Origin of the sequence: Nocardia sp. NPDC056952 (assembly GCF_042674185.1) — a bacterium.
GTDB lineage: Bacteria > Actinomycetota > Actinomycetes > Mycobacteriales > Mycobacteriaceae > Nocardia.
In genome coordinates this window covers 22313-36861 of sequence record NZ_JBHURA010000009.1, presented here as the reverse complement: position 1 = coordinate 36861, position 14549 = coordinate 22313, and the positions used below count along the sequence as shown (strand labels likewise).

The window sequence follows — 14549 nt, the reverse complement described above, 5'->3', positions numbered from 1 at the left end:
GTTCCTTACTTGGCGCTGAAGGCGAGTTCGGCGGCCTTGTCGGCGCCCTCGTCCATGGTCTGGGCCAGCGTCACCAGCGGGTGGTTGGCCTCGGCGAGGATGCGGCGACCCTCTACGACGTTGTTGCCGTCCAGACGAACGACCAGCGGCTTGGTGGCCGCGTCACCGAGCACCTCGAGGGCGCCCACGATGCCGTTGGCGACCGCGTCGCAGGCGGTGATGCCACCGAAGACGTTGACGAACACGCTCTTGACCTGCGCGTCGCCCAGGATGACGTCCAGGCCCGCGGCCATCACGGAAGCCGAAGCGCCGCCGCCGATGTCGAGGAAGTTGGCCGGCTTCACGCCGCCGTGGTTCTCACCGGCGTACGCGACGACGTCCAGGGTCGACATGACCAGACCGGCGCCGTTGCCGATGATGCCGACCTCACCGTCGAGCTTGACGTAGTTGAGGTCGTTTTCCTTGGCCTTGAGCTCGAGCGGGTCGGTCGCGTCGACGTCGGCGAACTCGAGGTGGTCGGGATGCCGGTACTCGGCGTTCTCGTCCAGGGTGACCTTGCCGTCGAGGGCGAGGATCTCGTCGTTGGGGGTGCGCACCAGCGGGTTGACCTCGACCAGGGTGGTGTCCTCGTTGACGAAGACCTCCCACAGCTTCTGGATGGTCACGGCCGCGGCGTCGAGCACGTCGGCGGGCAGGTGGCCCTTCTCCGCGATCTCACGGGCGAAGGCCAGGTCGACACCCTTGACGGCGTCGACGGCGATCTTGGCGAGGCGCTCGGGAGTCTTCTCCGCGACCTCTTCGATCTCCATGCCGCCCTCGACCGAACACATGGCCAGGTAGGTGCGGTTGGAGCGGTCGAGCAGGAAGGAGATGTAGTACTCCTCCGCGATGTCCTTGGCCTCGGCGACCAGGAGCTTCTTGACGATGTGGCCCTTGATGTCGAGGCCGAGGATGTTCTGCGCGTGCGTGAACGCGTCTTCCGGGGTGGCCGCGTATTTGACGCCGCCAGCCTTGCCGCGGCCGCCCACCTTGACCTGCGCCTTGACCATCACGGGCTTGCCGATTTCCTCGGCAATGGCGCGTGCTTCTTCGGCCGTGTCGCAAACACGACCCTCGGACGAAGGCACTCCGTGCTTAACGAAGAGCTCCTTCGCCTGATATTCGAAGAGATCCATGTACTCACCGTCTCGTCTGCGTTGCTATGACAACGTCTTTGTTGGCGGCCCGACGTCGGTAGCGGGTCGGATCGGACTGTAGCTAGTCACGGGGAGGGGTAAACGACCACGTTCATAGTAAGTGGCGCAGGTCACGACCCATAACGGGAGCCCCGGAAAACCGCTGGCCAAGGCTACTGGCGAGTAGTTTTTGGACGTTTCACAACGCCTTGGCAGGTCGGGCCGCCTAAAACCGGAACCCCCCGGCATCTACTACGTTATGTCGTCGACAGACCTCACCCGGGATGCCGGAAAACGGTGAGATATTCCCTTGCGTTACGGTGACGAATGTCACACACGCGTGTAGGTTTTCGACCAGCGCTTGCCACTCTGCAATCGCTTCGTTACCGTCAATGCGGTCGAAGTCACAACCAGGTCACGACAACCAGGTCACGACTGGCAAGTCAGGACTGAGGAGGACGACAAGCTTGAGGTACTTCAGTACTCGCTTGGAACAGCTGGCGAATCGGCACGGCCGATGAACCACCGCTCCACCCTTCCAGTCGAAAATCGCACCAACTCCGGCCACCGTTACCGGTACGCCGACGAATACACGTCGCATCCGCAGGCCCGCCGGGCCCCCGCCGCCGCATGGCCGCAGACCGACGACGCGTGGCGCGACCAGAACTCGTGGTCCGAAGACGCGGCGTGGACGCCCGCCGAGGACGAATGGACCGCCGACGAGTCCTATGACACCGGCACCTACGGCGCCGACTGGGCGCCCGCGGCCGAAGAGACCACCGCGGAAGAATCCCCCGCGCCGCGCCGCGCCGAACGGCGTGGTGGCGCACACCGCGTCCCCGCACCGCCCGCCGCGCTGAAGGGCCGCGCCGCGGTCATCGCCGTCGCCGCCGGTGCGGTTGTCGCCGCGGGTCAGGCGGCCATGGCCGATCCGGGCCAGCCCGCGCACGGCATCGATTACGAGGCAGCGGGTCAGGTCCACGAGATCGCCGCCCAGTCGATGAGCACGGCCGATATCGGCGACCCCGGCACCGGCGCGGCTCCCCAGGTACTCGACGCCACCGCCATCGCCGACAAGAACCACTTCGACGACATCCTCGCCAAGGGCGCCAAGTTCGCCGAAGACCTCGCCGCCCAGGAATCCGCCAAGCTGCGGCCCCTGTTCGCCAAGTTCACCTCGGGCAACTACACCTCCGGGTTCGGTGCTCGCTGGGGCGTCCAGCACCTCGGAATCGACGTCGCAGGCCCGATCGGCACCCCGATCTACGCGGTCGCCGACGGCACCATCATCGAAGCGGGCCCGGCGTCCGGTTTCGGCATGTGGGTCCGTGTCCTGCACGACGACGGCACCGTCACCATCTACGGCCACATCGACACCGCCACGGTCTCGCAGGGCGAGCGCGTGATGGCGGGCGACCAGATCGCCACGATGGGCAACCGCGGCTTCTCCACCGGCCCGCACTGCCACTTCGAGGTCTGGCTCAACGGCACCGACAAGATCGATCCGGTCCCGTGGCTGGCCACGCGCGGCATCAGCCTCGGCGCCCAGCGCGATTAGTAATCACCGCCTCGTGGATTCAGGCCAGATCTGAGCACTGGTCAGCTTGCTTCGGCTGCCGTCGAGATGGTGACGCGGGCGTTCGCTGCGTCGATGAGTGACCGACGATCGATTGTTTGCCCGGCTGTTGCGTAATCGAGGCAGCTTGTGGTCGGTCTTGTTGCGTGACCAGCGGCACGCTTCCCCTGAGCAGGTGGCGGGGTTAGCGTTTCGGCTATGGCTGGTACGACGAAGTACACGCAGTTCATCGGGCTCGCACCGGAATTGGTGTGGGGAGTGCTCGGGGATCTCGAGCAGTGGCCGGAGTGGAACCCCGGGGTACGGTCGGTGCGGATGCACGGACCGGTTGCCGTCGGCGCCACCGGCGACTACCTCCCCGACGGCAAGGTCTCCGCGCGAATCCACGGGCGGTTCGCGGAACCGTTCACTGTCACCGTGTTCGAGCCGAATCGTGAGCTCGGCATCGAGCAGCCCGAACCCGCGGGCACCATGCACCTCACCTGGCGGTTGACTCCGCGCGACGGCGGCACCGAGATCACCCAGGAACTGCGGTTCACCGGTCCTTCCGCCGCCGCGGCGCGCACCGTCGTCCGTCCGTTCATCGAAACCGATGCGCGCGTGAACTTCTCGCGGCTGGCCCGGCTGGCCGGACTGGCTCCCGTCGACGACGCGCTGAATGTCGTCATCGCCGGTGGCACCGGCGCGCTCGGTCTCCAGATCGCCGCCGATCTGACCTGCCGCGGACAACGTGTCACCCTGCTGACCCGCCGCCGCAACCCGGATCTGCCGTTCCGCCAGACCGAATGGGACGGCCGCTCAGTCGGCTCCTGGTCCGCCGAATTGCGCGAACCCGGTCGGCTCGCGGTGATCAACCTCGCCGGGAAACTGGTCGACTGCAGGCCGACCGAACGCAATGTCGCCGAACTGCGCTCCAGCCGAGTCGATTCCACCACCGCTCTCGTCGCCGCGGCCCGCCTGCGCGACACCCCCGTCGACTACTGGGTCCAGGCCAGTACCACGGCCATCTGGTCGGACGCGGGCGAAACCCGGTGCACCGAAACAACTCCCCTGCCTGTCGGCCTCCCGCAGATGACCGGCGTCGCCCAGCCATGGGAGGAGGCGTTCGACCCTGCCCGCGCCGACCACTGGACGATCCTGCGCACCTCCATCGTCCTCGACCCCGACGCCCCCGCCCTCAAACGCCTGGGCCAGCTCACCAAGGCAGGTCTCGGCGGCCGCGTAGGCCCCGGCGATCAGTGGTTCAGCTGGATCCACATCGAGGACTGGCTGGGCATCGTCCGCGCTTCCCTCGGCCTCGACCCCACCGTCACGCTCCCCGACGGCGTCCTCGTAGCCGCGACCGAATTCCCGGTCCGCAACACCGAACTCATGGCCACCCTCCGCCGAATCCTGCACCGCCCCCCATCACCCCCGACGCCGTCGGCGATCCTGAAAATTGGCGCGGTAGCCCTTCGCACCGACCCCGCCCTAGGCCTCACCGGCCGCCACGCCACCTCCGAAGTCCTCCACAAGGTCGGCTTCGACTTCCGCTACCCCACCCTCGACGAGGCCCTGACAGACCTGTTGCCCCACTGACCCGGCCCCCGCCCACGCTCCGTATGCCGGGAGCCTGGGCGGGGGTCCACCATCACAACTTCACAATCGTCCGGCTGAACTGCGGAATCAGCCGGATCTTCCCCGCGGACCCGAAGTCGATGGTCACCGTGGCCAACGGCCCCACCCCATCGGCGGCCACGACCCGCCCCAGCCCGTACTTGTCATCGGTAACCCGGTCCCCCACGGCAAGAACGAGTTCGGTGTTGTTCCGCTTCACCGCCCCGCCGGGCGCAGGCCGGCGCTCGCCGGATCCGCCACGCACGCCGGGCCGCTGATCCCACCCACTCCCGCTGGTCCAATCCCGATCGAAGCCACTGTCCTCACCCCGGCGCCGCCCGCGCTGCACCGGCGAGATGACCGGCTCCAATCTGCGCCAATCCAGCAGATGCTGCGGAATCTCCTGTAGGAAACGGGATTCCGGGTTCGACACCGGCTGCCCCCAGCCGGACCGCACCACGGCGCGCGAGAGATAGAGCCGCTGGCGAGCCCGCGTGATCCCCACGTAGGCCAGACGACGTTCCTCGGCCAGCTCGTTCGGATCCCCCAGCGCCCGCATGTGCGGGAATTGCCCGTCCTCCCAGCCGGTCACGAAGACCACCGGGAATTCCAGGCCCTTGGCCGTGTGCAGCGTCATCATGGTGACCACGCCGGTGCCCTCATCGGGGATCTGATCCGTATCGGCGACCAGTGACACCCGCTCGAGGAACGCGGCCAGCGACCCCGGCTCGGGTTCGCCGTCGCCCGCCTCCGGCACCAGCCCTTCCTCACGGGCGGCCTCGGCGTTGTTGAAGGCCTCGGAACTGAATTCGCGTGCGACGCTGACCAATTCGTTGAGGTTGTCGAGCCGCGCACCGTCCTGCGGATCGTCGGAAGCTTCCAATTCACCGCGATATCCGGTGCGGTCGAGCACCGCCTCGACGACATTGCCCACATCGGGATAGTCGCTGTCGGCCCGCTTTCCGGCCACCCGGATCTCGTCGAGCAGATCGAGGAATCCCGCGATGGCTCGCTGCGCGCGGGTGTTCAGCAAGGCGACTCTGCCCTCGGCGGCATCGCGCAGCGCCGCGGCGAAACCGATACCGCGCTGTTCGGCGTGCACTGCCACGCACGCCTCCGCACGATCGCCGATCCCGCGACGTGGAGTGTTGAGAATGCGGCGCACGCTCACCGCGTCCTCGGGATTCTCCAGCACGCGCAGGTAGGCGACCACGTCACGCACTTCTTTGCGCTCGTAGAACCGCACACCACCGACGACCTTGTACGGCAGGCCCATGCGGATGAAGATCTCTTCCAGCGCACGCGAATTGTTGTTGGTGCGATAGAACACCGCCACGTCGCCGTAGTTGGCCTCGCCCGTGTCGACGAGCCGATCGATCTCCTTGGCGACGAAGGACGCTTCGTCGTGCTCGTTGTCGGCGACGTAGCCGGTGATCAGTTCACCTTCGCCGGAATCGGTCCACAGCTTCTTCTCGCGCCTGCCCTCGTTGCGCGCGATCACCGCGTTGGCGGCGGACAGAATGTGCTGGGTGGAGCGGTAGTTCTGTTCCAGCAGAATGGTTTCCGCGTCCGGGAAGTCGCGTTCGAATTCCTCGATGTTGCGGATGGTGGCGCCACGGAAGGCGTAGATGGACTGATCGGCGTCGCCGACCACGCACAGCTCGCTCGGCTCGACCGCCTGCTCGTCGGCCGCACTGTGGTGCCCGACCAGCTCACGCACCAGCACGTACTGGGCGTGGTTGGTGTCCTGGTACTCGTCGACCAGCACGTGCCGGAACCGGCGCCGGTAGTACTCGGCGACCTGGGGATGGTTCTGCAGCAGGGCCACCGTCTCGCCGATCAGATCGTCGAAGTCCATCGCGTTGGCCGTGCGCAATCGCCGTTGGTACTCGGCGTAGACCCGGGCGACCAGCGCGGGCAGTTCGGTGTCGTCGGCTTCGGCGTCGGCGGCGGCCTTTTCCGGACCGATCAGTTCGTTCTTCAGATTCGAAATTGCGGTCGCCAGCAAACGCGCCGAATACTTCTTCGTATCGATCTCGAAATCGCGACTGATCATCGTGAGCAACCGACGAGAATCGTCGGCGTCGTAGATCGAGAAATTCGAATTCAGGCCGGGCAGCAGGGCCGCCTGCATCCGCAGAATGCGCACGCAGCTGGAATGGAAGGTCGACACCCACATGTTGGCCGCCCGCGGACCGACCAGCCCGGCGACCCGTTCCCGCATCTCGGCGGCAGCCTTGTTGGTGAAGGTGATGGCCAGGATCTCCCCAGTGCGTACGCCGCGCGCCGCGAGCAGATAGGCGATCCGGCGGGTGAGCACGGCGGTCTTGCCCGAGCCCGCGCCCGCCACGATCAGCAGGGGGGAACCCGCGTGCATCACCGCGGCACGCTGGGGCGGGTTGAGCCCGTCGAGGAGACGCTCGATCTCCTCGACGCGCTGTTGTTCACGCTCCTGACGACGCTGTGACTGGTCGGCGCTGTTTCTGGCCGCCGCCTGAGCCAGCGCGGACGCGCCGGTGCCACCCCCGTCCCGAGGCGCCGGCACGGCACCCTCCGGCGCGGGCGCGGGTTCGCTGGGATCGGTGGCTGAGGCGTGGGGAGCGACCGTGATATCCATCGTGTGTCCACGCTACCGGCGGGCACCGACAAGCCGCGAACCGCCGCTGCCGCGATGACCGGGCGGCGACAGCTGGGCAAACTTCCGGTGAACCCGGCCAGGTCGACGCGGGCGACTCTTGGTGAACGTTCTCAGCGAATTCACAAACAGAACTGTTTTGCCTACCTAGCGCCCCGTGGCAGACTGAGCCACATGGTCAGCGCTTCTCCGCATGTCCGGGTCGGCAGCCGATCCGATATCGTGGCGGGGAGTACTGATCGCGCACTCCCGGGGGGATCCAGTACTGCCCATCGGGAAAAGTTTCAGGGTGACGGAACAGATCGGGTAACAGGCCGTTCGGTTTGACCGATCCAAGTTCTGACACGAGGAGATGAATGATGAGCACCCCTGCTACGACCACCGGCTCCGATTCGGCCTTGCCGCAGTCCGAAGCTGAGATCGACAAGCTCCGCCTCGAGATCGATCAGCTCGATGCCACGATCCTCGCCGCGATCAAACGCCGCAGCGAGATCTCCCGGATCATCGGCCGCACCCGGATGGCTTCCGGTGGTACGCGCCTGGTCCACAGCCGTGAGATGAAAGTCCTCGAGCGCTTCAGTGAGCTGGGCCAGGAGGGACACACCCTCGCCATGCTCCTGCTCCGCCTCGGCCGCGGCCGCCTCGGGCGCTAGCCCCCAGACCACAAACCACGCGGCGGACCAGCCAGTTCGCCGCTTCCGAAAAGCCGCCCCGGGTGCGACACCATCCCCGGGGCGGTTATTTTTCTGTCCGGCTCAGGTCAGGGCGATGTACTTGGTGTTCAGGTATTCCTCGATGCCCTCGGTGCCGCCCTCGCGACCGAAGCCCGATTCCTTGACGCCGCCGAACGGGGCGGCGGGGTCGGAGATGACGCCGCGGTTCACGCCGACCATGCCGCTCTCCATCGCCTCCGAGATGCGCAGCGCACGGTCGAGATCTCGGGTGAACACGTAGCTGACCAGCCCGTATTCGGTGTCGTTCGCGGCGGCGACGCCCTCCTCGTCGGTGTCGAACGCGACGATCGGGGCGACCGGACCGAACACTTCCTCGCGCAGGATGCGGGCGGACGGCGGGACATCGCCCAGGATCGTGGCGGGGTAGTACCACCCCGGCCCGCCAGGAACCTTGCCGCCGATCAACGCTCGCGCGCCCACGGCGACGGCATCGTCGACCAGGTCGCTCACGATCTCGCGCTGGTCCTCGCTCACCAGGGGGCCGAGGGTGGTCGCGGCGTCGGTGCCGGGGCCCATCACGACGGTGTCGGCCATCGCGGCGACGAACTTCTCGGTGAACTCGGCGACCACGCCGCGCTGGACGTAGAACCGGTTGGCGGCGGTGCAGGCTTCGCCGCCGTTGCGCAGCTTCGCCTGCATCGCACCGGCCACGGCGGCGTCGACATCGGCATCGTCGAACACGACGAACGGCGCGTTGCCGCCCAACTCCATGGACGTGCGCAGCAGCCGGTTCGCGGACGCCGCAACGAGCTTCTTACCGACTTCGGTGGAGCCGGTGAAGGTGAGCTTGCGCAGCCGCGGATCGTCGATCAGCGGACCCGTGACGGCCCCGGAACGCTGGGTGGTGATCACCGACAGCACCCCGTCGGGCAGGCCAGCCTCGCTACAGAGCTTGGCCAGCGCCAGCATGGTCAGCGGCGTCGCCGAGGCGGGCTTGACGATCATCGTGCAGCCCGCCGCCAGCGCGGGCCCGATCTTGCGGGTGCCCATGGCCAGCGGGAAATTCCACGGTGTGATCGCCAGGCACGGACCCACCGGCTGCTTGGCGACCATGATCCGCCCGGTTCCCGACGGCGCGTTCAGATACCGCCCGTGGATCCGCACGGCCTCCTCGCTGTTCCAGCGGAAGAACTCGGCGCCGTAGCGCACCTCGTTGCGGCTCTCGGACAGTGCCTTGCCCATCTCGAGCGTCATCAGCAGCGCGAATTCCTCCGCTCGCGCGGTGAGCTGCTCGAACACCGTCCGCAGGATCTCGCCCCGCTCCCGCGACGGCGTCGCCGCCCACGCCTGCCCCGCCGCGACGGCCGCGTCCAGCGCCCGCATCGCGTCCTCGGGAGTCGCGTCGGCCACCTGCGCGATCACCGTCCCATCGGCCGGATTGCGCACGTCGAAAGTGCCACCCCCGGTGGCCTCGACGGGTCCGGAGCCGATCCACAAACCCTTGGGTACGAATTCGAGTACATCGCGTTCAGACACCATGCCGCCAGCCTAAGCCCGGTGCCGCGGCCACCACCCTGAACCCGTCGACACACAGCGCCGCTCGATGGCCAACGCGGTACCCTCGGCTCGTGAGCAGCGACATCACCGAGTCTTCGGCCTGGCAGGCACTGCACAGCAATCACCGCACCGTTGCGCCGATGCACCTGAGGCAGCTGTTCGCCGATGACCCGGCACGTGGTCGCGAGCTGACGATGCAGGTGGCGGACCTGCACATCGATTACAGCAAACATCGCGTGACCCGCGAAACCCTGCGCCTGCTCGTCGATCTCGCGCGCACGGCGGGTGTGCCGCAACGCCGCGACGCGATGTACGCGGGCCAGCACATCAACACCTCCGAGGATCGCGCGGTCGGCCATATCGCCCTGCGCCTACCGGTCGGCGACCAGCTCTGCATCGACGGCACCGACGCCGACGCCGAGGTGCACGACGTCCTGCGCCGGATGGGCGAATTCGCTGATTCCGTGCGCTCGGGCGCGTGGCGCGGCGCGACCGGCGAACGCATCGAGACCATCGTCAATATCGGCATCGGTGGCTCGGATCTGGGCCCCGACATGGTGTATCGCGCATTGCGCCACTATGTCGACGCGGGTATCGGTGCTCGTTTCGTCTCGAATGTCGACCCCGCCGACCTGGTCGCCAAGCTCACCGGCCTCGACCCGGCCACCACCTTGTTCATCGTCGCGTCCAAGACGTTCTCGACGCTGGAAACCCTCACCAACGCCACCGCCGCGCGCCGCTGGCTGGTCGACGCGCTGGGCGAGGAAGCGGTCGCCAAGCATTTCGTCGCGGTGTCGACCAACGCCGAACGCGTGGCTGCCTTCGGCATCGACACCGCGCATATGTTCGGCTTCTGGGATTGGGTCGGCGGCCGCTACTCGGTGGATTCGGCGATCGGCCTTTCGGTGATGGTGACCATCGGCAAGGAGCAGTTCGCGGAATTCCTCAGCGGAATGCACGCCATAGACAAGCATTTCGCCACCGCGCCGCTGGAGGAGAACGCGCCGGTATTGCTGGCGATGCTCGGTGTCTGGTACTCGAATTTCTTCGGCGCGGAATCCCGTGTGGTCCTGCCCTATTCGAATGATATGGCCCGATTCCCCGCCTATCTCCAGCAATTGACGATGGAGTCCAACGGCAAGTCGGTACGCGCCGACGGCACCCCGGTCACGTCGTCGACCGGCGAGATCTTCTGGGGCGAGCCGGGTACCAACGGTCAGCACGCCTTCTACCAGCTCCTCCACCAGGGCACCCGCCTGATCCCCGCCGATTTCCTCGGCTTCGCCAGATCCACCGACGACCTGCCGACCCGCGACGGCACCGGCAGCATGCAGGACATCCTGATCAGCAACCTGTTCGCGCAGTCGAAGGTGCTGGCGTTCGGCAAGACCGCCGAGGAGATCCGCGCCGAGGGCACCGACCCGGAACTGGTGCCGCACAAGGTGATGCCGGGCAATCGGCCCAGCACCACGATCCTGGCGGCGGAGCTCACGCCGTCGGCGCTGGGTCAGCTGATCGCGCTCTACGAGCACCAGGTGTTCGTCGAGGGCATCATCTGGGGTGTCGACAGTTTCGACCAGTGGGGTGTCGAGCTGGGCAAGCAGCAGGCCCTCGCGCTGATGCCGCTGCTGAGCGGATCGGAAAAGCCGGTGTCGGTGGGTGATTCCTCAACCGACGAACTCATCGAGTGGTATCGGGCGCATCGCCGCTGACCTTGTGCGCGGCACGGGTCGCGGCCTGAACCCGGCCGGTCACGCTCGTGGTGATGATGGTGAGCAGCGTGCCGAACACCACCAGATCGAAAATGATCTGCACCATTGTCGCGATGCGCGCCCCCTGTCCGACAGCGTGGACATCGCCGTAACCGATGGTGCCGAGGGTGACCAGCGTGTAGTACAGCGCGTCGGTGCGGGTTTCGAGCCCGACGAATTGATCCGGACGTAGCTGCTGCAAGCGGTAATAGAACAGCGCGAACACCACGCCGACGATGCACACGAGGAGCAGGAGCCCGTCCACCCGCCCGCCCGCGGCGGTCGGCGCCTGCAGGTAGGTCTCGATCCGCCGCCAAACCAACCAGCCGAGTCCGGCAACGCCGGCGAAGAAGCCGATCACGCCCACTATCCGCCCCGGCCACGCGTCGAGCTCGAACATCCACCCCACCGGCACGCTGTAGTAGAACAGCACCGCGCACAACGCCGCCGCACCGTTGCGCATCGCATGCCCGGGGAATCGCCGACCTCGCGTCATCCCTCCATGATTGCCCCGGCGCTGTCGATTTCCGGGCCACACGCGCCGGGCGGCCGCGCCGAAAGTCGCGCATCCCCTGGGTTCAGCTCACGCGATAGCCACGGTCCGACGCGGTCAGCACCTGGTCGGCGCGATCTCTGCTCGCGGCGACGAGGTCGGCGTTGCGCAAGTCGCTACCCATCACCTTGTCGCTCGCCTGCTCCGGTGTCCGGCCTCCCGCGGTGTGCCGGTCGAGCAATCGTTCGGTGAGCACCGGTCGTGGCGCGTCCAGGTACCAGCATTCGTCGAGCAGTCCGCGGACCCCGGCCCAACCGGGCGCCTCGGCAGCGGTCAACAGCAGGTAGTTGCCCTCGACGATCACAATGCGCTCGTCGCGCACGACCACGCCAGCGTCGGTGGGTTCATCGATCGCCCGGTCGAACAGCGGCCACGGCACCGGGTCACCGATCGGTGTGTCGCGCAGCAACCGCAGATCGGCGACGAACCCCGGCGCATCGAAGGTATCCGGCTCGCCCTTGCGCCCCCACGCGTTCCGGGCCCGCAACACCTCGTTGCGCAGGTGATAGCCGTCCATCGGGGCCACCACCGCGGGCCGTCCCGACCCGCTCAGCTCGACGCTGAGGCGATGCGCCAGTGTCGATTTCCCGGCTCCCGGCGGCCCGGCGATCCCCAGCAGAAAGCGCTCCTGGCGCACCGGGACCCGTTGCGCCAGTTCGCCCACCGACAGCACCTCGTTCGCCCAGGTCACGGGCCCACCCTACGCACCGGGTGTGAGCGGGCGAGGACAAGGCGCACTCAGCGCACGTCGACGAAACCTCGCTCGATGATCGCGCCGGTGTCGACGCCGACGGGCAGGGTGCCGAAGGCGATGCCCCAGTCGGCGCCGAGGCGGGTCGCGCAGAAGGCGTCCGCGACGGCGGGATGTCCGTGCCGCACCAGCTGTGCGCCCTGGAGGACGAGTGCCATCAGTTCCACGACGCGGCGGGCGCGGTATTCGATATCGGACAGGTCGGTGAGTTCCTTGCCCACCCGGTCGATCGCGTCGTCGAGGCGCGCATCGGCGCCGCGGGCGAGCCCGACCTCGGCGAAGTAGGCCTCGACCGTCTCGGGCTGACGTCCCATGGCACGCAACGCGTCCAGCGCCGCCACATTGCCCGACCCTTCCCAGATCGACATGAGCGGCGCCTCGCGATACAGCCGCGGCATCCCCGATTCCTCGGCATAGCCGTTGCCGCCCAGGCATTCCAGCGCTTCGGCGGCGTGCGCGGGAGCACGCTTGCAGACCCAGTACTTGGTGATGGCGAGCGCGATCCGGCGCAGCGCGGCCTCGGCCGGATCGCTGCCCGCGCGGTCGGTGGCCCCCGCCAGCCGCATCATCACCGTGGTCGCGGCATCCGATTCGATGACGAGATCGGCCAGCACATTGCGCATGGCGGGCTGGTCGATCAGCTCGGCGCCGAAGGCCTTTCGGTGGCGGGCGTGGTGGATCGCGGTGACCGCACCGAGCCGCATGCCGGTGGCCGAGCCGATCACGCAGTCGAGGCGGGTCATGTTGACCATCTCGATGATCGTCTTCACCCCTGCCCCCTCGGCGCCGACGAGCCAGCCGGTGGCGTTCTCGTATTCGATCTCCGAGGACGCGTTGGACTTGTTGCCCAGCTTGTCCTTCAGCCGCTGGATGCGGATGGGGTTGCGGGTGCCGTCGGGCAGTACCCGGGGCAGCAGGAAACACGACAGGCCGCCCGGGGCCTGCGCGAGCGTGAGGAACATGTCCGACATGGGCGCCGAGGTGAACCACTTGTGCCCGACGATGCGGTACGAGCCGTCGGGTTGTGGTGTGGCGGTGGTGGTGTTGGCCCGGACGTCGGAGCCGCCCTGCTTCTCCGTCATCGACATGCCCGCGATGAGACCTGCCTTGGCCGATGGTTCGCGCAAGCCGAAATCGTAGGTGCGCGAGCCGAGCAGCGGCTCGAAGCGGGCCGCCAGTTCGGGGTTGTGGCGCAGCGCGGGCACCACCGCGTAGGTCATCGAGATCGGGCACATGTGTCCGGCGTCGGCGGCGCCCCAGGTGTAGAACTTGGCGGCGCGCGCGGTGTGCGCGCCGGGCCGCTCGTCCAGCCACGGCGAACCGTGCAGCCCATGTGTGACCGCGACATTCATCAGGTCGTGCCAGTGCGGGTGGAATTCCACCTCGTCGACACGATTGCCCCACCGGTCGTGGGTGTGCAGCACCGGCGGGTACTCGTTGGCGAGCCTGCCCCACTCCTGCGCCTCGAAACCGCCTGCCAGCGCGCCGAGTTCGCGCACTTCGGCTTCGGCCCAGCCCGCGCCTTCGCGGTGCAGGCCTTCCAGCAGCGCGGGGTTGCGCGCGGCATCGAAGGGGATCAGTGGTGGCGCCTGGTTGAACACTTCGTGGGTCGGCATGTCCGGTAACTCCTTCGACTACGACGTTTCCGTGCGCGCACCGAGTGCGCGCACGGCGAAAGCGACCAATTCGGGGATGACGGTCTCGGCGTGCGGCGCGGCGGCCAGCGGACCGACCAGCACCTCACCGATCGCGCCGACGAGGGCGGCGGCGGTGAGGCTCGAGTCCTGGGCAGGCAAGCGGCCTTCGGCGACGCCGTGTGCGATCGCGGTCTCGAACGACGCGGCGAACGCCCGGCGGAATTCCAGCCGCTGCGCGTCGACGGCGGCGTCGACGGGCTCGGCCAGCAGCACGTAGGCCAGTTTCGGATTCTTCATCGCGCGCCCGGCGAAGGTCTCCACCGCGGCAGTGACCCGCCCCACCACGTCACCTTCGGCCACGGCGGCGCGCACCGCGTCGACCTCGCGGGCGACGACCGTCTCGAAGACCGCCGCGACCAGTTCGGCCTTGTTCTCGAACTGCTTGTACACGGTGCCGGTCGCGATACCGGCCTCCGCCGCGACCGCTGCCATCGACAGCCCGGCGAACCCGTCACGCGAGAGCACGCGGGTGGCGCCGTGCACGATCAGCGCCCGTTGCGCGTCGAGCCGGGCCTGTACGGCCGGGGTCCTGCGGTACACCATGTGAAGAAGTGAACCATTGATTCACCTCTTCACACAAGGGG

General features: G+C 67.6%; 11 protein-coding genes. 4 read left to right on the top strand and 7 right to left on the bottom strand.

Annotated elements, in window-relative coordinates; all coding sequences use genetic code 11:
- Positions 1-5 precede the first annotated feature (5 nt).
- Positions 6-1175, bottom strand: a complete 1170-nt coding sequence (gene sucC, locus ACFTS5_RS26335) for an ADP-forming succinate--CoA ligase subunit beta (RefSeq protein WP_358109230.1) — start codon at positions 1173-1175, stop codon at positions 6-8.
- A 517-nt stretch (positions 1176-1692) separates the two neighbouring features.
- Here sucC and ACFTS5_RS26330 point away from each other — a divergent pair.
- Both ACFTS5_RS26330 and ACFTS5_RS26325 read left to right on the top strand, forming a co-directional pair.
- Positions 1693-2733: a M23 family metallopeptidase gene (locus tag ACFTS5_RS26330; protein WP_378635899.1), complete on the top strand. Its 1041-nt coding sequence runs from the start codon at positions 1693-1695 to the stop codon at positions 2731-2733.
- A gap of 216 nt (positions 2734-2949) precedes the next feature.
- Entirely contained in the window at positions 2950-4329 is a 1380-nt protein-coding gene (locus ACFTS5_RS26325; protein WP_378635896.1) for a DUF1731 domain-containing protein, read from the top strand.
- A 52-nt stretch (positions 4330-4381) separates the two neighbouring features.
- Here the strand turns inward: ACFTS5_RS26325 and ACFTS5_RS26320 are convergent, their stop codons facing one another.
- Positions 4382-6964, bottom strand: coding sequence for a UvrD-helicase domain-containing protein (locus ACFTS5_RS26320; protein ID WP_378635894.1), 2583 nt, complete (start codon positions 6962-6964; stop codon positions 4382-4384).
- A gap of 377 nt (positions 6965-7341) precedes the next feature.
- On the opposite strand from ACFTS5_RS26320, the gene ACFTS5_RS26315 reads away from it, so the two are divergent.
- Positions 7342-7635, top strand: a complete 294-nt coding sequence (locus ACFTS5_RS26315) for a chorismate mutase (protein ID WP_056816138.1) — start codon at positions 7342-7344, stop codon at positions 7633-7635.
- Positions 7636-7737: 102 nt separating this feature from the next.
- Here ACFTS5_RS26315 and ACFTS5_RS26310 read toward each other — a convergent pair whose 3' ends face one another.
- Positions 7738-9195 (bottom strand): NAD-dependent succinate-semialdehyde dehydrogenase, encoded by a 1458-nt coding sequence (locus ACFTS5_RS26310; RefSeq protein ID WP_378635891.1) that lies wholly within the window; start codon positions 9193-9195, stop codon positions 7738-7740.
- A gap of 89 nt (positions 9196-9284) precedes the next feature.
- On the opposite strand from ACFTS5_RS26310, the gene pgi reads away from it, so the two are divergent.
- Complete coding sequence (gene pgi, locus ACFTS5_RS26305; RefSeq protein WP_378635889.1) at positions 9285-10925, top strand: glucose-6-phosphate isomerase; 1641 nt, start codon at positions 9285-9287, stop codon at positions 10923-10925.
- Here pgi and ACFTS5_RS26300 read toward each other — a convergent pair.
- The 4 genes from ACFTS5_RS26300 to ACFTS5_RS26285 form a co-directional block, all read right to left on the bottom strand.
- Entirely contained in the window at positions 10894-11460 is a 567-nt protein-coding gene (locus ACFTS5_RS26300) for a potassium channel family protein (protein ID WP_378635886.1), read from the bottom strand. The two genes, pgi and ACFTS5_RS26300, sit on opposite strands and share 32 nt — an antisense overlap.
- Positions 11461-11542: 82 nt before the next feature.
- Positions 11543-12208, bottom strand: coding sequence for a nucleoside triphosphate hydrolase (locus ACFTS5_RS26295; protein ID WP_378635884.1), 666 nt, complete (start codon positions 12206-12208; stop codon positions 11543-11545).
- 47 nt (positions 12209-12255) lie between these two features.
- Positions 12256-13884, bottom strand: coding sequence for an acyl-CoA dehydrogenase family protein (locus ACFTS5_RS26290; RefSeq protein ID WP_378635881.1), 1629 nt, complete (start codon positions 13882-13884; stop codon positions 12256-12258).
- An 18-nt stretch (positions 13885-13902) separates the two neighbouring features.
- Entirely contained in the window at positions 13903-14508 is a 606-nt protein-coding gene (locus tag ACFTS5_RS26285; protein ID WP_378635879.1) for a TetR/AcrR family transcriptional regulator, read from the bottom strand.
- Between the last annotated feature and the right edge of the window lie 41 nt (positions 14509-14549).

Bases quoted from the DNA above. Each gene is read 5' to 3' on its own strand.
- sucC (WP_358109230.1), bottom strand. From the start codon at position 1,175: ATGGATCTCTTCGAATATCAGGCGAAGGAGCTCTTCGTTAAGCACGGA.
- ACFTS5_RS26330 (WP_378635899.1), top strand. From the start codon at position 1,693: ATGAACCACCGCTCCACCCTTCCAGTCGAAAATCGCACCAACTCCGGC.
- ACFTS5_RS26325 (WP_378635896.1), top strand. From the start codon at position 2,950: ATGGCTGGTACGACGAAGTACACGCAGTTCATCGGGCTCGCACCGGAA.
- ACFTS5_RS26320 (WP_378635894.1), bottom strand. From the start codon at position 6,964: ATGGATATCACGGTCGCTCCCCACGCCTCAGCCACCGATCCCAGCGAA.
- ACFTS5_RS26315 (WP_056816138.1), top strand. From the start codon at position 7,342: ATGAGCACCCCTGCTACGACCACCGGCTCCGATTCGGCCTTGCCGCAG.
- ACFTS5_RS26310 (WP_378635891.1), bottom strand. From the start codon at position 9,195: ATGGTGTCTGAACGCGATGTACTCGAATTCGTACCCAAGGGTTTGTGG.
- ACFTS5_RS26300 (WP_378635886.1), bottom strand. From the start codon at position 11,460: ATGACGCGAGGTCGGCGATTCCCCGGGCATGCGATGCGCAACGGTGCG.
- ACFTS5_RS26290 (WP_378635881.1), bottom strand. From the start codon at position 13,884: ATGCCGACCCACGAAGTGTTCAACCAGGCGCCACCACTGATCCCCTTC.
- ACFTS5_RS26285 (WP_378635879.1), bottom strand. From the start codon at position 14,508: ATGGTGTACCGCAGGACCCCGGCCGTACAGGCCCGGCTCGACGCGCAA.